The organism is Streptosporangium sp. NPDC005286 (assembly GCF_040607515.1).
GTDB lineage: Bacteria > Actinomycetota > Actinomycetes > Streptosporangiales > Streptosporangiaceae > Streptosporangium.
Genome location: NZ_JBEXGU010000001.1, coordinates 112,010 through 138,409, shown reverse-complemented (window position 1 = coordinate 138,409; position 26,400 = coordinate 112,010). Strand labels below are relative to the sequence as shown.

24 protein-coding genes and 2 pseudogenes are annotated in these 26,400 nt (G+C 70.3%); 14 read left to right on the top strand and 12 right to left on the bottom strand.

Annotated features, from left to right (window positions below):
- Positions 1 to 78: 78 nt before the first annotated feature.
- Entirely contained in the window at positions 79 to 1,413 is a 1,335-nt protein-coding gene (locus ABZU75_RS00635) for an ATP-binding protein (RefSeq protein WP_355547528.1), read from the bottom strand.
- 146 nt (positions 1,414 to 1,559) lie between these two features.
- Between ABZU75_RS00635 and ABZU75_RS00630 the strand changes: the two genes are divergently transcribed.
- Positions 1,560 to 1,697 (top strand): hypothetical protein, encoded by a 138-nt coding sequence (locus ABZU75_RS00630; protein ID WP_355547525.1) that lies wholly within the window; start codon positions 1,560 to 1,562, stop codon positions 1,695 to 1,697.
- A gap of 9 nt (positions 1,698 to 1,706) precedes the next feature.
- Here ABZU75_RS00630 and ABZU75_RS00625 read toward each other — a convergent pair whose 3' ends face one another.
- Positions 1,707 to 3,131, bottom strand: coding sequence for an LCP family protein (locus ABZU75_RS00625; RefSeq protein WP_355547522.1), 1,425 nt, complete (start codon positions 3,129 to 3,131; stop codon positions 1,707 to 1,709).
- A 150-nt stretch (positions 3,132 to 3,281) separates the two neighbouring features.
- On the opposite strand from ABZU75_RS00625, the gene ABZU75_RS00620 reads away from it, so the two are divergent.
- Both ABZU75_RS00620 and ABZU75_RS00615 read left to right on the top strand, forming a co-directional pair.
- The gene (locus ABZU75_RS00620) at positions 3,282 to 3,794 is read left to right on the top strand and encodes a GNAT family N-acetyltransferase (RefSeq protein ID WP_355547519.1); all 513 of its coding nucleotides are present in this window, start codon (positions 3,282 to 3,284) and stop codon (positions 3,792 to 3,794) included.
- A 153-nt stretch (positions 3,795 to 3,947) separates the two neighbouring features.
- Entirely contained in the window at positions 3,948 to 5,657 is a 1,710-nt protein-coding gene (locus ABZU75_RS00615; protein ID WP_355547516.1) for an ABC transporter ATP-binding protein, read from the top strand.
- Positions 5,658 to 5,758: 101 nt separating this feature from the next.
- On the opposite strand, the gene ABZU75_RS00610 is transcribed toward ABZU75_RS00615, so the two are convergent.
- The 10 genes and pseudogenes from ABZU75_RS00610 to ABZU75_RS00565 all read right to left on the bottom strand — a co-directional run bounded on the left by ABZU75_RS00610 (position 5,759) and on the right by ABZU75_RS00565 (position 16,140).
- The gene (locus tag ABZU75_RS00610; RefSeq protein ID WP_355547513.1) at positions 5,759 to 6,541 is read right to left on the bottom strand and encodes a glycoside hydrolase family 16 protein; all 783 of its coding nucleotides are present in this window, start codon (positions 6,539 to 6,541) and stop codon (positions 5,759 to 5,761) included.
- 2 nt (positions 6,542 to 6,543) lie between these two features.
- A complete protein-coding gene (locus ABZU75_RS00605; protein ID WP_355547510.1) occupies positions 6,544 to 7,752 on the bottom strand; it encodes a hypothetical protein in 1,209 nt (402 codons plus the stop codon).
- 138 nt (positions 7,753 to 7,890) lie between these two features.
- Entirely contained in the window at positions 7,891 to 8,652 is a 762-nt protein-coding gene (locus ABZU75_RS00600) for a hypothetical protein (protein ID WP_355547507.1), read from the bottom strand.
- Positions 8,652 to 9,557 (bottom strand): annotated as a pseudogene (locus ABZU75_RS00595) (MinD/ParA family protein); the annotation flags it as partial. The pseudogene ABZU75_RS00595 and the gene ABZU75_RS00600, both read right to left, overlap by 1 nt.
- 123 nt (positions 9,558 to 9,680) lie before the next feature.
- Positions 9,681 to 11,558: a hypothetical protein gene (locus ABZU75_RS00590; RefSeq protein WP_355547504.1), complete on the bottom strand. Its 1,878-nt coding sequence runs from the start codon at positions 11,556 to 11,558 to the stop codon at positions 9,681 to 9,683.
- Entirely contained in the window at positions 11,555 to 13,417 is a 1,863-nt protein-coding gene (locus tag ABZU75_RS00585; RefSeq protein ID WP_355547501.1) for a hypothetical protein, read from the bottom strand. Before ABZU75_RS00585 ends, ABZU75_RS00590 begins: the two co-directional genes overlap by 4 nt.
- 63 nt (positions 13,418 to 13,480) lie before the next feature.
- Positions 13,481 to 14,254: a hypothetical protein gene (locus tag ABZU75_RS00580; protein ID WP_355547498.1), complete on the bottom strand. Its 774-nt coding sequence runs from the start codon at positions 14,252 to 14,254 to the stop codon at positions 13,481 to 13,483.
- Positions 14,255 to 15,388: 1,134 nt separating this feature from the next.
- Entirely contained in the window at positions 15,389 to 15,646 is a 258-nt protein-coding gene (locus tag ABZU75_RS00575) for a DUF2795 domain-containing protein (RefSeq protein ID WP_355547495.1), read from the bottom strand.
- A gap of 28 nt (positions 15,647 to 15,674) precedes the next feature.
- Entirely contained in the window at positions 15,675 to 15,905 is a 231-nt protein-coding gene (locus ABZU75_RS00570) for a hypothetical protein (RefSeq protein ID WP_350913499.1), read from the bottom strand.
- Positions 15,895 to 16,140, bottom strand: a complete 246-nt coding sequence (locus ABZU75_RS00565) for a DUF6400 family protein (RefSeq protein ID WP_355547491.1) — start codon at positions 16,138 to 16,140, stop codon at positions 15,895 to 15,897. The genes ABZU75_RS00570 and ABZU75_RS00565 overlap by 11 nt, the downstream gene beginning before the upstream one ends.
- 312 nt (positions 16,141 to 16,452) lie before the next feature.
- Between ABZU75_RS00565 and ABZU75_RS00560 the strand changes: the two genes are divergently transcribed.
- The 11 genes and pseudogenes from ABZU75_RS00560 (at position 16,453) to ABZU75_RS00510 (ending at position 26,330) form a co-directional block, all read left to right on the top strand.
- A complete protein-coding gene (locus ABZU75_RS00560) occupies positions 16,453 to 16,722 on the top strand; it encodes a hypothetical protein (RefSeq protein ID WP_355547488.1) in 270 nt (89 codons plus the stop codon).
- Positions 16,723 to 16,896: 174 nt separating this feature from the next.
- On the top strand, positions 16,897 to 17,190 hold the full coding sequence (locus ABZU75_RS00555) for a hypothetical protein (protein ID WP_355547485.1): 294 nt from the start codon (positions 16,897 to 16,899) through the stop codon (positions 17,188 to 17,190).
- Between the two features lie 165 nt (positions 17,191 to 17,355).
- Positions 17,356 to 18,396, top strand: a pseudogene (locus tag ABZU75_RS00550) (lyase); the annotation flags it as partial.
- A 3-nt stretch (positions 18,397 to 18,399) separates the two neighbouring features.
- On the top strand, positions 18,400 to 19,644 hold the full coding sequence (locus tag ABZU75_RS00545; protein WP_355547769.1) for a polysaccharide lyase family 8 super-sandwich domain-containing protein: 1,245 nt from the start codon (positions 18,400 to 18,402) through the stop codon (positions 19,642 to 19,644).
- A gap of 144 nt (positions 19,645 to 19,788) precedes the next feature.
- Positions 19,789 to 20,106 carry a hypothetical protein gene (locus ABZU75_RS00540; RefSeq protein ID WP_355547482.1) on the top strand — a complete coding sequence of 106 codons (318 nt, stop codon included), beginning with the start codon at positions 19,789 to 19,791 and terminating at the stop codon, positions 20,104 to 20,106.
- Positions 20,107 to 20,561: 455 nt separating this feature from the next.
- The gene (locus ABZU75_RS00535) at positions 20,562 to 21,596 is read left to right on the top strand and encodes an oxidoreductase (protein WP_355547479.1); all 1,035 of its coding nucleotides are present in this window, start codon (positions 20,562 to 20,564) and stop codon (positions 21,594 to 21,596) included.
- Complete coding sequence (locus ABZU75_RS00530) at positions 21,577 to 22,497, top strand: TIM barrel protein (protein WP_355547476.1); 921 nt, start codon at positions 21,577 to 21,579, stop codon at positions 22,495 to 22,497. The genes ABZU75_RS00535 and ABZU75_RS00530 overlap by 20 nt, the downstream gene beginning before the upstream one ends.
- Positions 22,494 to 23,807, top strand: coding sequence for a M20/M25/M40 family metallo-hydrolase (locus ABZU75_RS00525; protein ID WP_355547473.1), 1,314 nt, complete (start codon positions 22,494 to 22,496; stop codon positions 23,805 to 23,807). Before ABZU75_RS00530 ends, ABZU75_RS00525 begins: the two co-directional genes overlap by 4 nt.
- A complete protein-coding gene (locus tag ABZU75_RS00520; RefSeq protein ID WP_355547470.1) occupies positions 23,804 to 24,952 on the top strand; it encodes an Ldh family oxidoreductase in 1,149 nt (382 codons plus the stop codon). The genes ABZU75_RS00525 and ABZU75_RS00520 overlap by 4 nt, the downstream gene beginning before the upstream one ends.
- The gene (locus ABZU75_RS00515) at positions 24,949 to 25,869 is read left to right on the top strand and encodes a Gfo/Idh/MocA family oxidoreductase (RefSeq protein ID WP_355547466.1); all 921 of its coding nucleotides are present in this window, start codon (positions 24,949 to 24,951) and stop codon (positions 25,867 to 25,869) included. Before ABZU75_RS00520 ends, ABZU75_RS00515 begins: the two co-directional genes overlap by 4 nt.
- Positions 25,866 to 26,330 carry a hypothetical protein gene (locus tag ABZU75_RS00510; RefSeq protein WP_350913474.1) on the top strand — a complete coding sequence of 155 codons (465 nt, stop codon included), beginning with the start codon at positions 25,866 to 25,868 and terminating at the stop codon, positions 26,328 to 26,330. Before ABZU75_RS00515 ends, ABZU75_RS00510 begins: the two co-directional genes overlap by 4 nt.
- The last annotated feature ends 70 nt before the right edge of the window (positions 26,331 to 26,400 follow it).

Genomic DNA, 26,400 nt, shown 5'->3' with positions numbered 1-26,400 from the left:
GGATGCGGGCCATCTCCGCAGGGACCGCACCTCGTGATCACCAGGGTGGTCTCTCCGCCAACCCGTCGGAAGGATCCCTCAGCGGCGTGTGGCGGTCGACAGCGGGAGGCAGAGGACGATTCGGGCGCCGTTGCCGGTGGCACGGTCGGTGGCATAGAGCCTGCCCTGGTGCGCCAGGGCGATGTCCCTGGCTATGGGCAGGCCCAGGCCGGTTCCCCCGGCGTCGCGGCTGCGCGCCGAATCCAGGCGGGTGAACCGCTGGAAGATCCGCTCATGCTCCCCGACCGGGATGCCGAGCCCGTCGTCGATGACCTCCATCACGGCCTCGCCCCGTTCGTTTCCGACCCGGACCTGTATCTCCTTCGTCGCGTGCCGGTCGGCGTTGGTGAGCAGATTGGTCAGCAGCCGGGTCAGCTGGAGCCGGTTGCCTCGCACCACGACGTCGGGAGCGAGCTTCAACAGCACCTCGTGCCGGTGGGGCCACCGCTCCACCTCGGCGATGACCAGCTCGGAGAGGTTGATCTGCTCCGATGTACTCTGCACGCCGGCGTCGAGGCGGGTGAGCAGCAGAAGGTCGTCGATGATGGCCTGGAGCCGTTCTGCGTCCGCCAGCACGGAGCACATGGTCGTGCGCGAATCCTCCGCGTCGGGATCGGAGATCGCCAGTTCGAGTTTGGTGCGCAGCCCGGTCAGCGGGGTGCGCAGCTCGTGGGAGGCGTCGGAGGCGAAGCGGCGCTGGTTCTCCACAGCCCGCTCCAGTCTTTCGAGGGTCGCGTTGACGGTCTTGGTGAGCTGCGCCACCTCGTCCTCGGAATCGGGGACGGGCATCCGGCGGCTGAGGTCGGTGGCGGTGATCTCGGCCATCTTGGCGCGGATCCGCGCCACCGGTTTCAGGGTGCGACCGGCGAGCTGCCAGGTGCCCCAGCCGAGCAGCGCGAGGAGCACGGAGCCGAAAAGCGCCAGTGAGATCTCCAGGACGTTGGTACGGAGCAGTTGGGGTTCCGGTGCCGCCGCGTAGACCATCACCTTGCCGTAGGGGGAGTGATCGATCCGGAAGCCCACGATGATGTAGCACGTCTGTCGCCCCGTGGGGAAGGTTATGCAGGACGTCCCGTTCACCCGGAGGTCGCCGTCGGTAGGGAGTGTTTCGCTGATCCTGGGCTTCCCCTTCATAGCGGGGCTGGCGGCGACCACCCGGCCGTCGGCCGCGACGACCTGGATGAGGGAGATGTGGCTGGTGGGAAGGACGACGGCGTTCGCGGGCCCGTTCTCGACGCTCTGGACCGCCTTCCCGGCGGCCTCGGCCACCGCGTCGGTGGCGTCGGTCAACACTTTGTCCAGCACGACATCCTGTATGGCGAACATGCCGATCCCCAGCACCAGCATGAACAGGACGAGCGCGGTGAGGGTCATACGGCCCTGGATCGAACGTGGATATCGCAATGCTGACGTTCCCCCTCGAAAGGGTCTTTACTCCTATAAATGCATACTTGGGACTATTTATAGGTTATTGGTATTAATCGGACAGCAAAGCCAGGTCAAGTTTTTATACTCATTTGATGGTGAAGGGAAATGGCTTCCAGCTCAGACGGGATCGGGAGGAAGCCGCCGGGGCCTTCGCGGCGTTCCGATGGCAGCCGGTCGACCATGGCCTGCTCGGCGTCCCTCCCGTACGGCTCGTCTCGAAGTCCATCTGACGGGAACGGTCAGGCGCCGGTGCACGAGTCGTGGGTCGCGTCGAAACCCTTCAGGCTCTCGTTGTCGTTGTGGGGAAGCGACTTCAGGCCTTTCCAGTCGTCACCGATCGTCAGGATGAGCCTTCCCGTGGTCGCCCAGGAGACGGGCTTGGGGGTGGAGGCGATCAGGTCCCGGCTGAGGGTGGGTGCCTTGGCGGTGCCGTTCGGCGAGTAGGCGATCGTGGTCGCCGGGTACGGCTTGCGCAGGGCGTCGCCGATCCTGGCGACGTGATAGCCCCGCTCCTCCAACTGGACCGCTACCAGGGTGGCCAGACCGGACCGCATGGTTCCGTTGCGCACCTCTATCTGGATCTTCGATCGGGGCACCCTGGACTGGCCGCCCCTGACCCCGGAGCCGGCGATCGCCCGGTCCGTCGCGACGATACGGAACAGCCTGCCGCTCTGCGGCTCGACCCACTCCACCCGGCCCGGGTGGACCAGCGAGTAGCGCCACGGGGTGGTGATGAAGTGGATCTGCCCGGCGGCGAGCCCCTCGGCGCTGGTGGCCAGGTCCTTCATGACGCCCGGGGTGAGGCCGGGATCGGTGGTGACCGATTTCGTCGCCGCGTCCAGGAAGCCGAAGAGCCGGGCCGGGCCGGTGAGCGTCTCACCGCTCATGACCTTCTTGACCATGGAGGCGATGAACATCTGCTGGCGCTGGATGCGCCCGATGTCCGATCCGTCGCCCAGGCTGTAGCGGGCCCGTACGTAGCCCAGGGCCTGCTCACCCCCGAGGTTCTGACGTCCGGCGGACAGGTGGAGCAGGGCCTTCTTGTCGTCGATCGCCTCGGGCACGCAGATCTCCACGCCACCGACCGCGTCGACCATGTCCTTGAAACCGGTGAAGTCGACCTTCACGAAGTGGTCGATGTGGATGCCGGTGAGCGATTCGACGGTCTTCCAGGTGCAGGTGATGCCGCCGGAGTTGAACGACTCGTTGATCATGCCCAGGTGCGGCCGCTGCCCTGGCAGCCCCTGCCTGGCCCGGCAGGCGGGGAGCTGGACCATCGAGTCGCGTGGGAAACTGATGACCATCGCGTTGTCCCGCTTCGGCGAGATGTGCGCGAGCATGATCGTGTCGGTCCGCTCGCCCGCCACCCGGCCGTACCTCGCGTTCTTGCCGTTTCGCTGGTCCGAGCCGACGATCAGGACGTTCATCGCACTGGTCGCGACCTTGGCCGGCCGGCGTCCGAGGTCCTCCGCGGTGACCTCGACGTGCTTGACGTTGCCGGTCAGCTTGACGTACGCGCCGGCCACGGTCCCGCCCGCCACGAGCAGCACGGCGGTGACGGCGGCCACCAGCCACCACAGCCACCTGCGACCAGGGCGGAACGAGCGCCGGCCGGGTGGAACCGGGGGCGGCTCGGGGAACGCGCCGATCACTCCGCTGCTCACGTGACTCCCGGGGGGGAAGGGGCCACGGCATGCGCCCGTGACCAAGGAGCCGTACTCCGGCCGTCGCCGAGTGTACTGATCTTCCGGCGCGGTGAGATCCTTTACGCGGCATATCCCGTATAGGGGTTCATGTCCTGTTACGATCCGCCGGTGATTATCCGTGACGGGCACCTCGGCGACGTACCGGCTGTCCTGGCGATGTTCGACAGCGCGGTGGCGTGGCTGACCTCCCAGGGGCGCACCGGCCAGTGGGGCAGCGAACCGTTCTCGACTGACGCGGCCCGTGCGGAGAGTGTCACCTCATGGGCGACGTCCGGCGGGATGCGCGTCGCCGAACTCGACGGCCGGCCCGCGGGATGTCTGGTCGTGGGGTCCGCGATGCCCTACGTCACCCCCGCCTCCGAGCCCGAGCTGTACGTCCAGGGGCTGGTCATCGACCAGCGGTTCCACGGTCGTGGGGTCGGCTCGGCCCTGCTGGAGCGCGCCAGGGCCGAGGCCGTCGAGCGGGAGGTCGCGCTGCTGCGGGTCGACTGCTACGGCGGCGACGACGGCCGCCTGGTGGCGTACTACGAGAGCCAGGGCTTCACCAGGACCGAGAGTTTCAAGGTCGGCGACTGGCCCGGCCAGCTCCTGGAGATGAGGCTTCCCTCAGCGAGGGACTGAACGGCTCGCGACGGGCGGGGTGGTCCGGCGGCGGCACGCGCGGGCTTGTCACGCGGGCGAAATTTCGATACGAGAGGATTGACCGGAGATCTACCATTATTTGGGGGATTTGTGGTTGGCGCTCTCGATCATCGCTACCGCGGTGAGCATCCAATGCGTACGCTCGCCTATCTCTTCCGGGAGGACCGCCTCAGGCTGCTCGTGGCGGTCTTCGCCTTCCTCTTCAAGCACAGCCCCACCTGGCTGCTGCCGCTGATCACGGCCAATGTCGTCGACATCGTGGTCGGTCACGGCCCGATCGCGCACCTGTGGGTCAACGCGGGCGTGCTGCTCGTCCTGCTGCTCCTCAACTATCCCCTCCACCTGCTCTACGTCCGCTGCCTGCACGGAGCCATCCGCCGGATGGGGACGGACCTGCGCTCCGCGCTCTGCCGCCGCATGCAGCAGCTCTCCATCGGCTACCACTCGCGGGTCAGCGCCGCCGTACTCCAGACCAAGGTCATCCGGGACGTCGAGAGCGTGGAGCAGACCAGCCAGCAGGCGGCGGACATGGGCCTGTCCGCGCTCACCATGCTGGCCGGGGGCCTGGTGGTGATCGCCGTGCGGGTGCCCGCCGCGATGCCGGTCTTCCTGGTGGTGGTACCCGCCGCCGCGCTGCTCGTGATGCGGATGCGCACCCGGCTGCGCGACGACAACGAGAGCTTCCGCCGCGAGGTCGAGCAGCTGTCCACCCGGGTCAGCGAGATGACCACGCTCATCCCGATCACCCGCGCGCACGGCCTGGAACAGGACGCCCTGCACCGCGTCGACGGCACGCTGACCAAGGTGCTGCGCAAGGGGCTCCGGCTGGACCTGCTCAACGGCAGTTTCGGCGCGCTGGCCTGGATCCTGCTCAACACGCTCGGTGTCGCCTTCCTCGCCGGCTCCGCGCTCGTCGCCTACTACCAGGTCATCCCCATCACCGCGGGCGACGTGGTCATGCTCACCACCTTCTTCGCCACCCTCACCTCCGCCGTCACCTCCCTGCTCAGCCTCACCCCGGTGATCAGCAAGGGGCTGGCCTCCGTACGATCCATCGGCGAGGTGCTCCAGGCGCCCGACCTGGAGCACAACGCGGGCAAGGAGCAGGTCGTCTCCGTCGGCGGCGAGATCGAGTTCCGCGACGTCGAGTTCTCCTACGGAGAGGGCACCGCGGTCACCGGGTTCAACCTCACGGTGGCCCCCGGAGAGACGATCGCGCTGGTCGGCCCCTCGGGAGCGGGCAAGTCGACGGTGCTCAACCTCATCGTCGGCTTCGTGCGTCCCAACTCCGGCCGGATCCTGCTGGACGGGCGTGACATGGAGACGCTGGACCTGCGGACCTACCGCAGGTTCCTGTCCGTCGTACCGCAGGAGTCGATCCTGTTCGAGGGCAGCATCAGGGAGAACGTCACCTACGGCATGGCCGACGTCCCCTCCGACAGGGTGCGGCAGGCGCTCCAGGACGCCAACGCGCTGGAGTTCATCGACCGGCTCCCCGCCGGCCTCGACACGGTCGTCGGAGAGCGGGGCGCCCGTCTGTCGGGCGGCCAGCGCCAGCGTCTGGCCATCGCCCGCGCCCTGATCCGCGACCCGCGTGTGCTGATCCTGGACGAGGCCACCTCCGCCCTGGACACCCGCTCGGAGGCGCTCATCCAGGAGGCGTTGACCCGACTGGTCGCCGGGCGCACGGTCCTTGTCGTCGCTCACCGGCTGTCGACCATCCGCGGCGCCGACCGCATCGTGGTCATGCGCGAAGGCGGGATCCAGGAGATGGGCACTCACGACGAGCTGATGCGGTTGCGCGGCGCCTACGCCGGGCTGCAGGGCGCCCAGCTCGCCTGAGCACCTTCCAGCCGCCCGTTTCCCCGTGGACCAGCCTGCCCGGGAACGTGAGGAGGGCGCGGGACCCATGTCCCGCGCCCTCCCGCCCTACCGAGATGGGGTCAGCCCGCGACGCCCGTCCCGGACGGGTAGATGCGGAGCCAGTCCACCTCCATCCACGCCTCTCCCGAGCTGCCCTGGCCCGGGAACCAGTCCAGCTGCAGGCAGACCGACATCGAACTGCGGGTGGCGTTGCCGGAGCGGAACCACTCCTGCCCGTCGATGTAGCCGACGACGCTGTTGGGGGTGATCTCCACCGCGTAGGTGTGCCAGGTGGTCATGTCGATGTTGGCGTGGGCCTGCTCCTGTCCCTGCGGGGTGTGCAGGAAGAAGTTCGGCCGCTGCCTGTTCGGGTCGTCGATGACCTCCAGGAAGTCCACCTCCTCGCCGGTGGAGCTCTGCACGTTGCCGCCGCCGTCCTTCGGCCACAGCAGGGCGACGGGATGGTACGACCCGGCGCCCGGGTACAGGCGGATGCGAGTCTCCCAGCGCCCGTAGGCCTGGTCGTGACGGGCGGCCAGCCCGGCCGTGGTCCCGTCCTCACGGCCGTACAGGTAGAGCGCCCCGTTGCCGAGGTAGAGCTGCTGCGGAGAGCGGCGGCCGTTACCCGCGTGCCCGGCCGAGTCGTAGAACACCCAGTCGGACTCGTTGAGGTAGTCGTCGAACTCCGCGCACCAGGACGGTGTGCCCCAGTTGAGGGCTTGCGCGGCGCTGGCCTCGCCGGTCGTGGCGGGGGCGCAGGGCGCCGCCGTGACCACCTCTCCCTGGGCCGCGCTGAGAGTGCTCACCGCCAGCGCGGCCACCATGCTGAGTACGGCCACCCGCACGTGGGATCTGGTGATCATGATCACTCCTCCCAGGACCTGGCGCAGAGTTTGGAGGGGCTGAAGCTCCAGCAGCCGACGGTCGTCGGGCTGGGGGCCGCCGTCCTCATCGGGCTTAACAGCGGCTGGGCGGACTGGGGCGGCGGTGCGAACGCCCAGCGGGGCGCGTTCGACGGCGACGATCCCTGGTTCGAGACCGGCAGGGCGTCAGGAGACTCCGCGGTACGGCTCCGCCAGGGCGCGAGGCTCCAGCACGAGGCGATGTCGGCGGGGTCGCACACCTCCGCGGAGGAGCGCTTGAACGAGGGCGGCGGCACGACGGTCCGTGGGGAGGAGTTCACCGCCTGGGGCTGGTTGTCACGGACCCACTCGCTCAGCAGGGTGGGTTCGTAGACGCCGGTCTGCGCGGGGGCGGGCTGTGGCGTGTGCGGTGGCGTGGTGGGGATGGTGGGCTGACTCGCCGAGGGCTTCGGCGTCGCCTTCGGCGTCGCCTTCGGCGGGACCGACGTCGGCTTCGGGAGTGTCGGGAGCGTCGGCTTCGGGAGCGTCGGGAGTGTCGGCTTCGGGAGTGTCGGCCTCGTGGGACTGGGGGTGCTGGCCGGTGCCGTGGTGGCCGGCGGGGTCGCGGCCGGGCTGGTGGCCGTCTCACTCGGCTTCGGCGCGGGGGTGTCGGAGGGGGCCGGCGTCGCGGACGGCGGGTTCGACGTGGTGGCCGACGGTTCGGTGCCCCCAGGAGGCTTGGTGGGCTGCGTGCTCTTTGGTGGCGTCTGGGTGGGCTTCGGGGGCGTCGTCGGCTCGGTGGTGCGCTTGGTGGTGGTGTTCGCGGGTGGTTCCCCGGTCGGACGCGTCCTGGAGAGCACCGGGTCCGCCGATGCGGTGGTCCTGGTCCGTGCGGGTTGCCGAGCCGCCGTGGTCTCCTCGGCGGGGACCTCCTCCTGTGGGGCGGGCGCGGCGTTCCTCGTACCGGGGCTGTTACGGGAGACCGGCGCGGTCTCCTCGGTCTCGCCGGTGGAACTCCTGGGCTCCTCCGCCGGCTTCTCCTCGGTGGGGCGGGATTGTCTCGTCTGGGTGGGGGGAGGGCTCTCCCTCTGGGCCACGGGGGCCTCGGTGGGGCGGGACTGTCTCGTCTGGGTGGGCGGGGAGCTCTCCCTCTGGACGGAGGGGATCACGATCTCGGAGACGGCCTCCTGCTGGGGGGGCGCCTCCTGGATCGGGCCTGAGGTGGTGCTCACGGCGGGATCCGCCACGGCGGCCCACGGCTGGGCGATGATCGCGCTTGTCGTCGCGGATACCGCGGCCAGCAGTAGGCCGGAGAGTAAGCTGACTCGCCGGGACGAGCTACGTGGGGGCATTGATGGCTCTTCCTGGATCTATGGGGTGGGCTTTGGGCCGGAGATGGGTCTCCAGCCGGCGGTGGTGAATTCGGGGGTGCCCGGCAGGGCGACCGGCGGCACGGAGGTTGCCAGGGGGTCGCGGATGTTGACCCAGTCCCCCTGGTTCGCGCCGCGCATGCCGGGCTGCCAGCGCATGAGCAGGCTGATGGCGTACGAGTTGGAGAAGGTCGGTTCGGTGTCCCCGACGCCCCGGGTGGCGGTCACCTGGACCAGGACCGAGACCTGCGTCTGATCCTGGCCGCGGGGTTTCCACTGGACGCCGACCGTCCGTGTCCGCATGGCGGCGCCGTCGGGTAGCGCCCCGTCCTTGGGAAGGCCGAGGATTTCGCGCCATCCGGCGACGGCCTCGCGGGCGCCGGCCCGTGCCGCGTCGTGCTGCTCGGGTGCCGCGTACAGCAGCGCCGCCTGCTCGGCCTGTGCGGAGTCCAGGGTCCACGCCGCCTCCAGCGCGGCGGCGGCGGCCGAGATCGCGCCCACCTCGCTGCGGGGGAATCCGACGGGGTAGCCGGCCGCGCCCTCGTAACCGGAGGGCGGGGCGAGCATGACGGTGTCCCCGGCGTTCCCGACGGGTACGGAGGCGCTCACGGTTTCGGGTTCGGATCGCAGGAGCTGCCATGCCGCGGCCGCCAGCAGGATCGCCCCCACGATCGAGACGACCACGATGATCATCCGGCGCCGAGCGTTCGGCGGCGGGCCCAGATCCCAGTTCAGCCCGGGATCGTCGGCGACATGGCGCACTAGTGGCTCCGATCGGTGCGCTGGTTGAACGTCTGCCCGGCCGCCGCTGCCAGGCGGAGGTACGCGCCCCGGGTCGTGGGCCGCAGGCGGACCAGGTCAACCTCGGCACCCTCCTTGAGGTGCGGGTCGTAGGGGATACGGATCACCGCGCGGCAGCGGGAGGTGAAGTGGCGCTCCAGCAGGTCCAGGTCCACGTCGGACTTGGCCTCCACGGCGTTCAGCACGACGATGGCGTTCCTGACCAGGTCGGCGTGGCCGTGGGCGGTCAGCCAGTCCAGCGTCGCGGCGGCAGAGCTCGCCCCGTCCACCGCGACCAGGCTGACCAGCACGATCTGGTCGGCCAGCTCCAGCGTCGCGCCCATGGCCCCGTGGAGCAGGCCGGTACCGCAGTCGGTGATGCAGATGGAGTAGTAGCGCTCGATGAGACCGGCGACGGTGCGGTAGTCCTCGGCGTTGAAGGCCTCGCTCACGGCCGGATCGGTGTCGGAGGCGAGGACCTCAAGCCGGGCGGGGGACTGCGAGGTGAAGGCACGAGCGTCGGCGTAGCGCAGGATGTGGGGGGCCTCGGCCAGCATGGTGCGGATGGTCGCGGCCGTCTCGGACTTGACCTTGAGGCCCAGGGTCCCGCGGTCGGGGTTGGCGTCGATCGCGATCACCCGGTCGCCGCGCAGGGAGGCCAGGGTGTTGCCGAGGGCGACGGTCGTCGTGGTCTTGCCCACCCCGCCCTTGAGGCTCATGACCGCGATCCGGTGGTGCCCGCTCGCGACGGGGGTCTGTGCCTGCGCCATCAGCGTGCGCCGTTCCAGCTCCGCCGCCGACTCCGCGGGGATGATGCGCCTGCCGGAGAGTTGCCAGACGAGGCGGCGCCATCCTCCGGCGGGCTCAGGACGGCGGTTGGTGAGCAGGTGTTCCGCGGTGAGCGGGACCGTTTCATGGAACTGCTCGGCCGGAGCGGGCGGTGATGTCTGGATATGGGGGGAGGTATCTGTCATTGCCAAGTTCCTTTCGCAGGGAGGGGTACGGGGCTGTCAGCAGGTCCGCCAGCGCACCGTCGTACTGATCGAGTCGTCGAGGCCGTGAACGGTCAGCGGAGCGGTGACGGAGGCGGGGGCACCACACCAGTTGCGGATCCGGTGGGCCCGCAGGTTGATCACCTGCGTGACCCCTTCCCGCAACGTGCCGTCGGAAGGGCTCACGGCCAGGCCGGGAGCCGATATCCGCCACTTCAACGGCTCTCCCGAGACGGTGAGGACCATGCTTCCCTGGCCGAACTCGTCCAGCGTCACCACGGGCGGGACCCGCAGGCGAGAGGCGAGTCCGTCTCGTCGCGCCGGCGCGCCCGCGGTGGGGGGAGCCTGGGTGGTCTGGCTGGTGGACGCCTGCAGCGACCTGGCCGGCTCCTTTGACTCGATCGCGGGGCCGAGAAGGTTCATTCCGGTCAGGGTGCCGGCCGCGCCTGCCACGACGATGATGACGATCTTGATCGTCATGTTCCTGATCCGGGTACCGGCCCAGCTGAGCGCCTCCAGCACGCGGATCCCCATCTCGATCCGCTCCTCGTCGGGGCGGTCGTCGGGTTCGGTGTGGAAGCGCAGCGCGGGAACCTGGGTGTCGTCGCGCATCTCGACGGACGCCTGCCCCGCGATGACGACGGGCTCGGCCCTGGCGACAGGTTGAGAGGCGGGTGGCGCCTGCCTGGGGATGGTGCCGGTGATCTCCTCGCTCTGGGCGAGGACCTCGCGCGCCCATGCCTGGGTGAGCAGGGCGTCGTACAGCGGGGTGTCGTGCCCGGGTACGGGGGGTGCGGACGGTGGGCGGACCGGCCGGGTCCTGCGGGGTGGCAGGGCGGGCAGCGGGGGCAGGCCGGAGGGATCGGAGGCGCCCGCCGCCGGCCCGCCGGCCGGTGGCGTGACCGTACTCGCCGACCCCGTGCCCGTTGACGTCGTGGCCGGTGGTTTCGCCGATGGTTTCGCCGGCGGTTTCGAGGCCACCGGCGGATAGGGAGGTGTGCCGACCCTGGGCGCGGGCAGTGCCACGGCCGGCGGTACCGGAGCGGCGGGGACACCGCTCCCGGCCGGAGGAGCGGGGAGGACGGAGGACCGGCCCTCGGCGGGAGGTGCGGGCAGCAGCGCGGCCGGGTGTGCGGGCGGGACCGCCTCCGGGGGCAGCGAGTCCGTGAGCCGCTGCCGCTCCTCGGCGGAGAGCGGCGCGACCGGCGGGTGGGAGATCATCTGTGGGACCGTGTAGCGGATGTTGATCGGCCGCGTGCACACGGAACACCTGATCATGTGGGAGAGCAGGGTCGTCCGGGCGTCGTCGGGATCGATGGCGGAGGGTGCCTGCCCACCGGGCCTACCGGTGGGGAAGACGCCGGGAAAGACCGCCTCCACCAGCGGGGCGAGCTCCGGACAGGTACGCCGCCCGTTGGCGAGCGCGTCCAGCCCGCTCACCAGGGTCTCGATCAGATCCTGGGTACGGGTGGCGAGCCTGCCGATCTCGTCGGCGGGCATTCCCAGCACGTAGGGGAGATCCTCCATGCCGAGCGCGTGGCGGTACATCAGCCTGAGCGTCTCCGTGCCCAGGGGGTCGACGATCGTCCACACCCGTTCGATCAGCAGGGCATCGGGCATGCCGGGCCCCGAACCCGGCACGTACCGCTCCCGGTGGCTGGTGGAGGTGCGGCAGTCACGTCGCAGCGCGGCCAGCAACCGTCCCCGGACCGTGACGCCCTCGGGGGCGGCCTCGGTCCGGCCGGCCGCCAGCGCGGCGACGACCGCCGCGCGTGCCCGGCCGGATTCGAGGCGGGAGGCGGCGTAGTCCATCAGGTGCGCGCCGTGCTCGCGCACCCAGGCCGCCCCCTGGCCGGGGCCGGGCGCGAAACGCCCGGTTCCGGTGGGTGTGCTCATTGGCCGTCGTATCCGACCGGGTCCGGCTCGACCTGGCCTTGGTCAGGCTGGAAGGGGGAGGTCCGGTTTCGATCGTTCTCGCCGCGCCCCCACTGTGAGGGGGCACCGTCTCCGGTGCCCGGCTGAGCCGGGCTCAACCGGCCGGGATCGGGCTGTGCGGGAACCTGCCGGCCCTGGTCGGGCTGATCGGGAAGGTTCTGGCCGGGAAGGGACTGGCCGGGATCGGGCTGGACCTGGTCGGGCTGGACCTGGTCGGGCTGGACCTGGTCGGGCACCGGCTGGGGAAGCGGCGCGGGAGCGGGGTCGGTCACCACGAGTTCCAGGTTCCGCTGGGGCAGGCCGGTGAACTTGGTCCAGTTGCTGACCTCGCCGGATGCGGGCTCCGCGTAGAGCCAGCGGATGAACGCGGGCCACAGGCACGAGTCGCGGGGGATCGTCTGGCCGCTCTGAGCCGGGCTCGGCCCCTGGGACGTGCTCAGCGCCTGGAGCTCCTCGGCGGTGTAGTTGCGGCATGGTGGCGTGCCCGGCGGGGCGATGTTGAGATCCCACACGCCGTTCTCGTCCGTGTAGCGCATGCCCCTGTCCAGCCCGAGGGCCTCGTAGGCTCGCCGCAGGAGCTCAGGGTCCTCGAAGACCGGCAGCGAGACGCCGTTCTGGCCGCCGGGGAGTTGCGGCGTGGCCGGCATGAGCACGGTTCCGTCGGGACCGGCGGACGGCTGCGGCTGCGGCTGGACAGGCTTCAGGCTGCCACCGGGCGCTGTCGGCGTCACCGTTCTCGGCGGGGCCGACGGTTGTTTCCTCGGCGAAGGCGCGCCCGCGTCGTCCGTCGGCCTGGTCGCGGGGGGCACGACGACGGGCGCCGTGGGGGGCCTGACATCGCCGGAGGGCACGATCGGCTGGCCCGTACCCGACCGGATCGCCGGCCGCAGGGTGCCCGTCGGCCGGGTGTGCGGTGCCGTCTCCCCTGGCTGGGAGGTTCGGTTGCCACCGGGAGGCTGGGATTGTGACTTGTTGTCGCCGGTGGGCTGTGGCTGGGAGGTTCGGTTCCCGCCGGGAGGCTGGGAGGGCTTGTTCCCGCCGGGGGGTTGCGGTTGCGAGGTTCGGTTCCCGCCGGGGGGCTGGGGCTGTGATGACAGTGAGGGGCCCGAGGACTTCGTCCTGCCGGCCTCAGGAGCAGGCTTGGGCGGCGAGACCACCTCGATCTTCTTCTCCGCGGGGTGTTCGATGACGCTGCCGCTCTCGCTCTCGCTCTGCGAGATGTTTCCGCTGACCTTCTCCGTCGGCGTCGGCGCCGGAGGGGCCGGGGGCTTGACGGGCTGAGGATTCCCCACCGGTGGTGCAGCCGGGGGTTGCACCGGCCCCGGGTTGGGGGCGGGCTGCACCGGCGCCGAGGTGGCCTTGGGGGCCGGGGCATTCGTCGTGGGGGTCGAGGGTTTCGCCGCCGTGGTCGTCTTGGGCGGTGGCGGGGTCGGCGTGCTCTTGGGGTTTCCGGGCCGCTGTGCGAGAGGGGCTGCGGCGGCGGCCAGGGCCAGGACCGGGAGGGCGACACAGCCTTCCCCCGATGCCTCGACCGCGTGCCCGTCGGTGGTGGTGGTCAGACAGACCCGCGGGTCCGTGGAGTCACCCCTGCGTGCACCGCCCGCGATGGTGCTGCCCGCGTCGGCGCCGGAGAGCGGGACCGGTTGATCACTGCCGGAAGACGCGCTCGATGACCAGGCCTTGGCCTGGTCGTCGAGGAGATACGTGCCCGCGGCCAGCCGCATCACCTGCCCCCCGCCGGGGTCGGAGCGGACGGCGATGACGGTTCCCAGCCCGGCGCCGGCGCTGAAGACGCCGATCGCGACACTCGCAGTGAGCACCGTCGCGCGTGATGGCTTACGTGAGGGTGTCATTATGAATGTTCCTTTTCTTCCGGTGAAACGTCAGTCGCCGTGGCTCTCCAGGACGTCGCTCCACTCGCCCAGCACGCGAGCGGGCTCGTTCGAGCCGGCAGGGGGGACATATGTCACATACATGCGTCCGTATGTGGCGCTCACCGAGTGGGCGAAGGCCTTACCGCGGGTGCGGACGGCGGCCGAGCCCTTCAGCTTGACCGTCGCGCCCTCCCGCTCCGCTTCGCGGACCTCGGTGGATCGGGCTCCATACCAGACCAGGGCGCCCCCGTCACTGGTCCTGAGCGTGCGTACCGGTCCCTCAAGCCGGTACGACAGCGTGAGCTTCCAGTCGGCCTGTCCCAGCTGCGCCCGCTCCTGCTGCCAGAACAGTGCGGCCTCGCTGGTCCACGGCCCCTCGTCGAACCGTGCGTCGACCTCGGCGTTCTCCAGACTCGCCAGGTGTGCGCGGGCGATCTGGCGAGGGGTCGCGCTCAGCCCGGTGGCGTTCTCCGGCAGGCTCGTCGCGTAGCCTTCGGCGTCGGTCGCTATCTTGGGGAACCGCGCCGGGGTGGCACGCGTGTCGGCGGCCGAGGCGACGAGCCGCCAGCCACCGGGGGCCGAGCTCATCACGTCGACGATCCGGGCGACACCGGGTTCGTACGAGACCGCCACGAACCAGTCGGCGGTGCCGTTCACGTGGCGCGGGATCCACATCTGCGGGTTGGGCCATATCCCCGAGGCCAGCGACTTCTTCTCCATCTCGGCGGTCTTGAAGCCGGCCCGCGTCATCTCCAGCGCGAGCCCGTGCTCCAGCTTCGCCATGGCGGCCTGGTCCTTCCTGCTCTGGGCGGCCGACAGCCCTCGCTGGTAGCGGCCGTGGATGCCGTACGCCTCCTTGACGGTGAGCTGAGGCGGGCGGGACGCGGCCGGCGAGTCGGTGTCGGGCGGGGGGGTTTCCGTCTCGCTCCGGGGTTTCTCCGTACGGGGCTTCTCCGTGGGGGGTTTCTCCGTACCGGTCGCCTCGGGGCGAGGAGAGGACCTACCGCTCTTTGCGGGTTTCGGGGTTGGTCCGGGGGTGGGGGGTGAGGAGGACGGCGTCGGTGAGGGCGAGGAAACGGCCTTCTCCCAGCCGGCGTCCGAGGAGTCGGGGGTGGGGTTCGCCGCGAGGGACGGACCGGAGGGCTCTCTGGTCGCGAGCCAGATCGCGGAGGCGGCGATGATCGCTAAAACCGCCGTGAACAGAATGACCTTCCGCCAATCGAATGACAGGAGGCGTTCGGGATGCCAGTCGGATCCCTGTTCGGAATCATGCCTGGAGGAAGCACTGCCACGGCCATAGGACCCAGCCTGTCCATCTGGGAAATCTGATGCACGCCATGACATAGGTCCAAATATTAGACTGACCGTGATCTATTGGGAAGGTAAAGGGCTTAGTAATTGGTACTTATGGCTATTTGATTATAAATAACACCTAAGTCGATATATGGGCTGTCCGAAACACGGACTGCCCCCACCTGCTGGCATCCTGTCGATGGACCGTACCAGTAGTTCTCTAGAGATGTGCCGTCATCTCTGGGTTTCGGGTGACCTTCCGTGCCCCTTGGTGAACTGCCCTTTTTCCAGAGCAAGCCCGTTGTTCACCTTCCGTTGGGCTTTCCGGTCTCCGGCCGGGCGTCCCGCAGGGGGCAAGTGATCGCGAAAACCTTTCACACTCCGGATTGGTACAAGCTCCATAACAACTTGATATGAATGCGTTTCCCGGGTTCGGCTGTTCGGCCTCGGACCCCGTTCCGGGAATTGGAGCTCCGTCTTTTCCGTGCCCGCCGGGGGACGACGGTCTCCCGCCTCAGGAGGGGTGCCCCGAACGGCCCGTCGGGCATGCGATCGGCCCGCGACGAACGCGGGTGGGGAGGCCCGGTGCCGACGCGAAACGTCCCACCCGGGCAGGGGAGCCGTCTACTCCAACTCGATGAGCTCCACCAGAACCGCGTCCTCCCGTTCCGGGATCATCAGCAGCGAGTCGACCACCACCTGGTGAGCTCCCCGGGTCCTGGCCTCCGCGACCAGGTGCTCGCGCTGGGCCGGGTAGGAGACCCCCTCCAGATAACGCCGGGCGACCTCGCCGAACGCCTTGCCGGCCTCGGTCGGCGAGTGATGGTCCCGGTCGGGGAGCTGTCGCAGGATGCCGTTGACCCGCTCGCATTCGTCGCGCACGTGGGCGACGTTGACACCTTTGGCCAGGTCAGCCGGAGGTGGTCCGGCCGCCCGCGCCGAAGCCCGTCTCGTGGTTCCACAGGTGGGTGCATCCCGGGCACTGCAGGTGCAGCAGGCTTCCGGTGTTGCCGATGAGGTAGCGCCAGTGCTCCCCGCAGTTGCGGCCGCCGAGGCAGTCGTCGCAGTCGCGGTGGTCCTGGCAGCCGGGGCAGGGCACCCACGCCCTGCGTCCGAAGTCGGCGTGTGGGTCAAGCGGCACGGCCGGACTCCCTGGGGGGAAGCACGCCGGCGGCCACGAGCATGTCGTAGATCTCCTGCTGCCGGCTGTCGAGGCCGGAGTAGAGGAGGTCGTACGCCTCCTCCTCGGCCCGCAGCACCCCCGGCGGATCCCAGTCCGGCTCCAGCGCCGCCATGACGGCGGCGCGGCGGCGAGTCTCCTCAAGGGTGAGGTCGATCTCGAAGTCGACATACGGGCTGGCGCTGTCCTGACTCATGACATGGCTTCCGGGTCTGCTGGTGAGCGTGTCGGAGGAGCGATCGGGGAGGGCGGCGGCGCCGGAGATATGACCCGGTTCGGCCTGGGCCGGGCCGCTCTTCGCGATCAACCACATGTGCTGCGGGGAGGGACTCCTCCTGGAGGGAAATTTCCGTCCACTATATACCTATATATCCTTTATATTGCCTTTAGTGGTGCTTCGGGTGATGTGTGGCAGCCGGGCCGTGGGCGCCGCCTGATGTCCGGCATCCGGGGTCGGCGTCCGGGACGGGGAAACCGGGAGCCGAGAGCAGAACCCGGGTGACCGGGTATGGAGCACCCCGAGGACAACTACGGCTCGGGGGCTGCCATGACCACCTACACCCTGTCGATCGTCGAAGGCGACACCGGCGGTACTTCGTCGGGCAAGGACCTCTTTTCGCCCGACTCCCCGATCGATTTCAGCGACCTCGGCCCGTATGCCCTGATGTGGCTGACCGAACACGGTTACCGGGAGCAGGGCAGGCGGGTCCTGGTCACTCCCGCGGGCCGGCATCCCGAGGGGGTCCACGTGATCGCCTCCCACGACGTGGACCTCTGACTCCCGTCGGATCACGGCTCCCCGGGCGCCGTATCCGATTCCCTGGCGCCACCGGGTGGCGTACCCGATCATGGTTGGGCGGCCCGGCGGAACCGGGCGCCGCGCGGCAGGCGGCGCTTCACCGGGCGGCACCGGTCTCCCGCCACGGCTCAGGCCGCGGCGCCCGCCGCCAAGGTGGCGGCGAAGTCCGCGGACACGGCCGGAACCCTGGACGTCAAGAGGGCGAGTATCGCCTGCTCCAAGCCCGCGGGAAAGAAGGCCAGCTATTCCTGGGGCACGGGTAGTAACGACTCCACGACTGTCTACTTCAACAACCACTGCTCGCACAAGGCGAAGGCGAAGCTCCACTTCAGGGCCGGTGGCGGCCAGACCACCACGAAGTGTCTGATCACCAACGGTAAGACGAGCGGCAAGAAGAAGTTCTGGGTCACCCGCCACCACCTGAAGAAGATCACCAAGGGCTGCTGACAGCCCGTCGGCCAGGGCTGGGCGCCTCGCTCGGGACAGGCCGCGAGCGAGGCGCCCTCATGCCCGGGTGGGGCGGCCTCCGGCGGAAGTCCGGAGTGCCCGAGCGCGTGAGGCGGTACGGCTTAGCATCCGGGGCGGCGGTGACCGTCGCCTCACAATCTATATGTGAGCGGATATTCCAGGCGATTATTTCTCCAGCTCGGCGGTGCCGCCGCGGCTGGAGCGCTGGTTCCGGCGCGTACCGCGCCCGCGGAGGGCGACTCCTTCGCCCTGCTGCGCCGCCGCTGGCGTGAGGTGACGACGGGGTCGGGATTCGACCCGACCGCCGAGCCGTACCGCATCCGGCTGGCGAGGCTGGGGACGACTGCCGCCCTGTACCGGGACACCATGGCACCGGCCGACACCTGGCTCTGGCCAGGGCTGGCGTTCCCCTCCTTCACCGACACTCCGGCGCGGTTGCGGACCATGGCCCGCGTGTACGCGCTGCCGGGCACCGGGCTGACCGGCGACGCGAACCTGGCCGCCGCCGTCGCGGAAGGCATCGACCACTACCGGCGGTGAGTGTACGCCGCGGGCGCCGACCCGGCGGGCAACTGGTGGAACTGGCAGATCGGCGTTCCCAGAAAGCTCCTCGACGCGGCCGTGCTGATCGGTCCGCACCTGACAGACCCACGAAGCGGGGCGCTCCAGGAGGCGGTGGACCACTTTCTCCCCGAGTGCCGCCTGAACGACTACGAGGGCACCAGCACCGGGGCCAACCGGGTGGACCTGTGCACGGTGATGCTGCTCCGCGCCACCCTCGGCTCCGACTCCGGGAAGGCCGCGTCGGCCGCCTCCGCGCTCTCCCCGGTCTTCCGCCACGTCTTCGAGGGCGACGGGTTCTATCGGGACGGCTCGTTCATCCAGCACACCTCCGTCCCCTACCAGGGCGGGTACGGGGTGGTGCTGCTGTCCGGGCTCGCCACACTGTTCGCGGTGCTGCGCGGCTCGCCATGGGAGATCACCGATCCGAACAGGCAGGTCGTCTTCGACGGCGTCGAGAAGTCGTTCGCGCCGTTCGTCCACGACGGCTTCTGCATGGACCTGGTCAGCGGCCGGGGGATCGGCAGGGAACCGTACGGCGACCACCGCAGGGGACGCGACATCGCCGCGGCGGTCCTGCTGCTGGGGGAGGCGGCCTCCGCCGCCGAGCGGGTCCGCTGGCAGGGCATGGTCAAGGGGTGGGCGCTGCGCGACACCTCCAGACCCATGCTCGACGCGGCAGAGAGGAGCGACCTGGGGTTTCACGCCCGCCTCGCCGCGGCCCTGGACGACGACGCGATCCCGGCGGCCGAGGAACCGCTCGGGCACCGGCTGACGGCGATGAGCGCCCGCGCCGTTCACCGCAGGCCGGCCTGGTGCGCGGGACTCAGCATGGCCTCGTACCGGATCGGCCACTACGAGCACGGCAACGGCGAGAACCGGCGCGGCTGGCACACCGGCTCGGGGATGCTCTACTGGTGGGGCGAGGGGCACGGCGACCAGTACTCGGACTCCTTCTGGCCCACCGTCGACCCCTACCGCCTGCCGGGCACGACCGTCTCCACCCGGCGGCTGGCCGACGGCGCCGGTAACGCCTGGGGCGACACCTGCCCGCCCGCCCGCTGGGTGGGCGGCGCCACCGACGGCACCTACGCGACGGTCGGCCAGCACCTGAACGGCTTCGAGAGCACGATGGAGGCTTTCAAGTCGTGGTTCTTCCTCGACGACGCGGTGCTCTGCCTGGGGGCCGGGATCACGAGCGAGGACGGCGCGGTGGTCGAGACCGTCGTGGACAACCGCAGGACCGGCGCGCCCCTCACCGTGGACGACCGGGAGGGCTGGGCACATCTGGCCGGGCACGGCGGCTACGTCCTGCCCTGTCCCACCCGGCTGCGCACGCTGCGCGAGGAACGTACGGCAGGCCAGGTGACCCGGAGCTACGTGACGCTCTGGCTGGACCACGGCGTCGACCCGGACTCGGCCGGTTACGTCTACCTTCTCCTGCCGGGGGCGAGCCGGGCGGAGACCCGGGCCCGTGCCGCCGACCCCGGCTGGGCGCGGGTGCTCGCCAACACCGCCCGGCAGCAGGGCGTCCGGGTCCCGTCTCTCGGAATCACCGCGGTCAACTTCTGGAACGACGGAGCCGTCGGCGGCCTGGCCGCCTCCGCCCCGTGCGCGGTCCTGGTCAGGGAGCGCGGCGACGGTACGGCCACGTTGACCGTGTCGGATCCCCGGCGCGACCTGGACGAGCTGATCGTGACCTGGGACCGGCCGGTGGCCGAGGTGCTCGGCGAACACCCGCTCCTGACGAGTGCCACGACCGGCGCGAGCCTCACCCTCGCCCTCGGACGACTGGCAGGCCGGGGCGGCGGCTCGCAGACGGTCACCGTACGGCTCGACCGGCGCGCGGAGCCGGCACGTTCGCCGGGGTGACCGGCTTCGGATTTTCATTACCCAGAGTGATTGACACATTACTTTCCATTACCTGATGATGGCCGATGTCGGTGGTTCCGTATGGACGACGCCGGGGCACCGAGATCTTTCGTGGCATGCTTCAAGACCATCCAGGAGGGGCGAATGAAGCTGTTCGGTGCTGTTCTGGGGGTGATCGTGGTGTCGGCCACGGCCGTTCTTGCCTGGGCGGGGCCGGGTGCGGCCGCCGAGGGCGAGGTCATCGTCTTCACCACCGAGTTGGAGGAGCTCGGCAGGTACCGGGACCTGCCCGCCGGTGGATGCAGACGGCTCCCGCCGACCGCGCATCTGCTGATCAACCTGACCGATTCCAAGGTCTTCATCCACGCGGGTCCGCTCTGCCTTGGCCCCGGTGTTCCGGTCGAGCCGAATCATGGCTGGCACGCCCCGCCCGGCGGACAGTCCAGCTTCTCCACAGCCTGATCGCGACAGGTGAACGGCGTGACGTGGTCCGGGTTCGCCCGGTAGGCACGTCCGGCTCGCTGCCGACCCGACCGTCAAAATCATGACCACCGGTGATCGAGGGCGGAGGTCACCCGGAAAATTCCCACCCGCACAGGCCGGCGGCCCGATCGCGCGAAATTCCAGGTTTTCGGGTTCAGGGGTGCCGGTCGGCTCTTTATTCATGTCCCCATCACGGCGGCCCGGTCCCACGTACACGTTTCTTCACCTGGCACCCGACACCCGACACCCGATATTCGATATCTGACGCTCGATGGCATCCAGCCTGACGCGGTGAGTGGAGCAGCACGGTTTGCGGGGTGCTCGCGGTGGCGTCGAACCATGCGAATGAAGATTCCGCCGAACGCCTGACATGTACCCGGGAAAACATGTTTCGGAGTTATGTGACAGGCAACTCGGAAAGGCGCTGATGCATCATGTTGCATACCTTCATCCTTGGAATGGGCAGGGCCGGAGAAGGACTGCATCTGCCGGCACTGTCCAGGGTGCGCGCCGCGATCCCGGGCCTGCTCGCCCCTGGGCGGGTCATCGTCCACGACCCGTTCCGGCCTCCCCCCGATGTCGCCGGCGTGGTCACGGTCGGCACCCTGGAGGAGGCCGCCGGGCGCACTCCACCCCACCGCACCGTGGTCCACCTGTGCACCCCGCCGCATATTCGTTCGGGCATGCTGGAGCGGCTGGCCGAGCTCGGCTACCGAAAGATCATCATCGAGAAGCCCCTGGCCCTGGACCTGATGGGCCTGGCGGCCATCGCACGCACGAGGCGACGCTGGGGCCTGGACATCACCGTCGCCACCCACTGGCTGCACAGCTCCCTGACCCACCGCCTGCGTGCGGCGGTGGACTCGGAGGAGTTCGGCAGGCTGCGCGGCATCCGTGTGGTGCAGAACAAGCCCCGGTTCACCCGCAGCGCGACGGTCCCCGGCCACCCCACCGCCTTCGACGTCGAGATGCCGCACGCGCTCGCCGTGGTGCTCACCCTGGCCGGTGGTGCCCGGATCGCCGATGCCTCCTGGACGGACATGGTGACCGACCAGCTTCGGTTGCCACGCCTGGGCCGCGCCAGGCTCCGGTTGGACCACCATTCCGGCGTGCGCACCGAGATCGACTCGGACCTGACCTCGCCCGTGCGCGAGCGCCGTATCACCCTGGACTTCGAGGGGGCGACGCTCATCGGTCACTATCCGTGCAGCGACGCGGACCACACCGCCCAGCTCCGGGTGGTGATCGAGGGCCGAGATCAGACCTGCTCGGCGTTCGCCGACGACGCCCTGTCCGCCTTCGTCCGCAGCGCCTACACGCGCTACGCCCGGTTTCCCTCCGCGCCGGGGGCGCTGCCGGTGCAGATCGACGCCGTCCGGCTACTCAACGAGGCCAAGGATCTGTGCACCGCGCACGAGCCGGACACCGCCCAGCACAAGGAGGTCCGGCGTGTCCACGGCGTCCGCTGAACACACGCCCGCCCCGCCGGGCGGAGTCGTGCCGGCCGGGATCGGAGACGAGGCGGCCCCCGATCTGCCCGGCCAACTCGCCGCTCTGGACGAGTTGGGCTGGAAGCACCTGGAGTTGCGCACGATCGGCGGCCTTCCCATCGCGAGGCTGGACGAGGCCACCTTCGCCCACTCGGCGGAGCGCATCCGGGCGGCCGGCGTCACCGTGGTCTGTGTCGCCTCCAAGATCGGTGACTGGTCCCGACCCGTGACCGGCGACTTCGCCCTCGACCTGGCCGAACTGGACGTCCTTGCCCGACGCTGCACCGTTCTGGGAACCCGCCTGGTGCGCGTCATGTCCTACCCCTCGGGCGGTCTGCCCGAGGCCGAATGGGGCCGTCGCGCCCATCGGCGGCTGCGTGAGCTGGCGCGGCGCGCCGAGGACGCCGGGCTGCTGCTGGCACACGAGAACTGCACGGGCTGGGCGGGCGATCGCGCCGAACGAATGCTGGACCTGGTGACCGGCATCGGCAGTCCGGCGCTGCGGCTGCTGTTCGACGTCGGCAACGGCGTCGCGTATGGATACCCGTCGGCGCCGATGCTGGCCGCCGTCGTCCAGCACGTGGTGCACGTGCACGTCAAGGACGCGGTGACCGGCCCGGAGGGCAGAGTCGGCTTCGTCCCGCCGGGCACCGGTGAGGCCCAGGTCGCGAAATGCCTTCGCCTGCTGTTCGCCCATGGCTACACCGGGGCGCTCTCCATCGAACCGCACCTGCACCTGCGCCCGCACCTCGCCGCGGCGAGCACCGACGCGGCGCCCGGTGACCCCGGTCGTGGCGACCACGCCGCATTCGTGGCGTACGGGCGTGCGTTGGAACGGCTTGTGGCCCAGGTCGCCGCACCGGCCGGAGAGCTCCGATGACCGCTCCGCCCGCCCGCGCCGTGTCCTCGATCCCGCTCACCCCGGCCGACCGCGACCTGCTGCTGCGACTGCTGCGGCTGCCCACCACCGGTCCGCTGGAGACCGGCCCGGAGGCGCCCGTGCCCAGGCTGCGCGAGGCGCAGGCCGACTACCTCCGCGCCGCCGCCGCGATCGGCTTTCGCGGCGTACACCATGCGCCCGCCGAGAGGGCCGAGCTTGACCGTCCCGATGTCCCGGCACCCGTGCGCGCGGCGCTGGACATCCCCGGTTTCCTCGAACACCAGCCCAGCCTGGTGCTGCTGCTGGGTCCCGCCCTGCCGGTCGCCCGCACCGTGATGTTCAACGTGCACCTGGACACCGTCGCCGGATGGCAACCCGTCCGTTTCGACGGCGAGTGCTTCTACGGTCGCGGCGCGATCGATGCCAAGGGGCCCGCGGTGGCACTGCTCGCCGGGGTGCGCGCCGCGCGGGCGCTGCGCCCTGCCATCGGCCGTGACATCGGGATTCTGATCCAGGCCGTGGCGGGGGAGGAGGGCGGTGCCATGGGCGTCTTCGGCACCAGGCCGTTGGTGGAGCGCGGCTACACCGGGCGACTGAACGTCTTCTGCGAGCCCACCCGACTGCGGTTCCTGCCGCGCGGCACGGCGGCGATGACCGCACGGGTGGTCGTCGACGGGATGGACGCCATCGACGACCACCCCGCCCACGGGCACAACGCCAGCGTCCTGCTGGGCTTTCTCGCCCAGCACCTGGGCCGGGCGCTCGATCGGCACACCGCCGAGGGCGCGGTGTGCGTGGCGGGCCTGCACACGGGCACCCTGCACAACAAGGTCTATGGCGGCGGGTCGCTACTGCTCAACCTCGCCTACGCCTCGGCCGCCGCCGGGCGGCGGCTGGAGCGGGACCTGCGAACCGCCCTGGACGACGGTCTCGACGCGTTCGTCACGGCCTTCGCCGGCACGACGCTGTTCGCCAGAACCGCCGCCGAGGCGCACGTCATCACCCGGCTGGAGTGGCTCAAGCGCGGCCTGCCCGTCCTGGACGATCGTGACCTCCGGATGCACGCGCTCCTGCGTGACGCGGCCGGGATCGTGCCATGGCCGTCCGACGAGCCCGCCTTCACCTGCGACGCCATCTGGATGTCGGAGGTCGCCGGGGCCTGCACCGTGGTGCTGGGACCCGGTGACCTCGCCGCCAACAACGCCCACGCCGACGGCGAGTTCGCGCGAGTCGACGAGCTCGCGGAGTTCGCCGCCGCGGTGGCCCGACTGCTGCTGGCCTTCACCGACGACACGAACGGACGACCGTGAACCAAACCCTGTCAGCCGCGCGACCGCACCCCGAGCCCGCGTCGTCGGTGCCGGGGACCGTACGGGTGCGCCACGCCGACCTGCTCGGTTTCACCTCGGCGGTGTTCGCCGCCCGGGGCCTGGCATCCGAGCGGGCGCACGAGGCCGCGCGGGCGCTCTGCTACGGCGACCTCACCGGCCTGAACTCGCACGGCCTGGTCAACCTGACCCGGCTCTATCTGCCGTTGTTCGACGAGGGGCGGGTCAACCCCCACGCCGAGCCCCGTACGGTCGCCGACCGCGGCGCGGCCGTGCTCATCGACGCCGACCGGGCGCTTGGCCTGTGGGTCGCCGGGGTCGCGATGGACGTGGCGGCCGAACGCGCCGCCGAGTACGGGATCGGTGTGGCGGCCGTGCGTGGGGCCACCCATCTGGGCTGCGCCGGGCACCACGCGCTGCGCGCGGTCAGCCGCGGCATGATCGGACTGGTCGCCAGCAACTGTGGCGGCCAGCGCATCGCCAGGCCACCCGGCGGTGCGGTGACGATGCTGGGTACCAACCCGCTCAGCGTGGCCGCCCCGGCGGGCGACCATCCCCCGTTCGTACTCGACATGAGCACCACCGCGGCCCCCACCGGCCGCATCCGCCAGGCCGCCCGCGCCGGGCGACCCGTCCCCGAAGGATTGCTCCGCGACGACGGGGGCGGCTCCGTCACCGACCCAGCCGCCTTCGACGCCGGGCGGGCACACCTGATGTGGCTGGGGGGCGAGGCCGGGCAGTACAAGGGGTTCGGGCTGGGCATCGCGGTGGAGGTGCTGGCCGCGCTGGTGCCCGGCGCGGGGCTGGGCGCGCATCCCGACGCGCTCGCGGGCGACGGCGGACCGGGCGGGCGCGACGACGACATCGGCTTCTTCGTGGCGGCCGTCGCACCGGGTGCGTTGCGCGAGGGGGCCGAGGCCGACGCGAACGCCCTGTTCGGCGCGTTGCTGGCCTGCCCGCCCGTCGACCGGGCGAAGCCGGTGCGCTACCCCGGATGGCACGAACACCGGTGTGCCGAGGAGCACCTGAGTACGGGAGTCCCGCTGGACGCGACGGTATACGCCGAGCTGGCGGAGGTCGCGGCACATGCCGGTCTTGCCGTACCGGACGTCCTGGCGGAGCGATGACGGTCCCGCTACGGATCGGGGTCGTCGGTCTCGGTGTGATCTCCCGCTTCTACCTCGCGGCGCTGCGCGGCTCGGCGACGCTGCGGCTGAGCGCGGTGTGCGACCGCGATCCGGCGGTGCTGGCCGCGCGGACCGGCTCGGTGCCCGTCTACACCGACCATCTGCGGCTGCTGGACGAGGCACGTCCGGACGCGGTGGTGGTCACCGTGCCGAACGACGCGCACGCGCGGGTGTGCGCGGACGCGCTGGAGCGCGGAGTGGCCGTGTGCGTGGAGAAGCCGCTCGCGTTGGACACGGAGCAGGGCGTCTCGCTGACGCGGCTGGCCGCGCGCGGGGACGCCCCGTTGTTCACCGCCTTCCACCGCAGGTACAACCACGCGGTCGGGCGGTTGCGAGCCGGGCTCGCCGGGGCACGGGTCGAGAAGCTGACGGTGCGCTACCTGGAACGCATCGAGGAGCACGCGGGTGCGGACACCTGGTACCTGGACGCGCGGCGGTGCGGCGGCGGATGTGTCGCCGACAACGGCCCCAACGCGTTCGATCTGGTCGAGTCGCTGCTGGGGCCGGCCGAGGTGGTGTCCGCGCGGATCACCCGTGACGCGGCGGACACCGATCGGCGGGCCGACATCGGGCTGCGCGCCGGGGCGGCGTCGGTGCGGGTGCTGCTCGACTGGTCCTATCCGGGCGAGCGCAAGGACATCGAGGTCCTGCTGGCCGACGGCCGAACGCTCTACGCCGACATGCTGACGGGCCATCCGGGGTTCAAGAACTCCCTGTGGCACGAGTACGTGGGGGTGCTGCGCGCGTTCGAAGGGCGGATCCGGAACGGTGCGGGGGACGGTGACGGCGGGCTGCCCGCCCTACGTCTCGTCGAGGACGTCTATCGGCTGGCGGCCACCGGAAAGGAGACGGTGTGAACCCGGACGAGGACGGTCCCAAGCGCGAGGTCACCGCGACCCTGGTGAAGCTGCTGGTCCACCGTCGGACGGACCGGGGCATGCGACTCGAACCGTACGCAAGCCGGTGCGTGCGAGCCGGGGAGGTACACGAGTTGGTCGTCACCGACCACACCGAGACCGCAGCCGGAGCCAGGATCGACCGTGTCGGTTTTCTCGGCTTCGTCGAGATCGCCACGGCGGGTGTGCTCGACCGTGGTGACGAGGTCTGGATCGGCCGGCGCCGGATCGGCGTGCTGCTCGGGTTCGACGGCTGCCACTTCCCCAATCACTACAACGTGCTCATCCATGCCGATCCGATGGTCACCGGCCGGGATCTGAACCTGGCACCTGAGATGTCGTTGGTGTTCCGGCAGGGCGAGCCCGGGGGCATGGATGAGTCCGGTGCCGGCGTGCGTGATTTCACGGTGATCGGGCTATGAGAATTGGCCGATCCTCGATATTTAGATATCAGCGGACAACAGATTTATGTCCAGCTATCCCCTTTTTTGT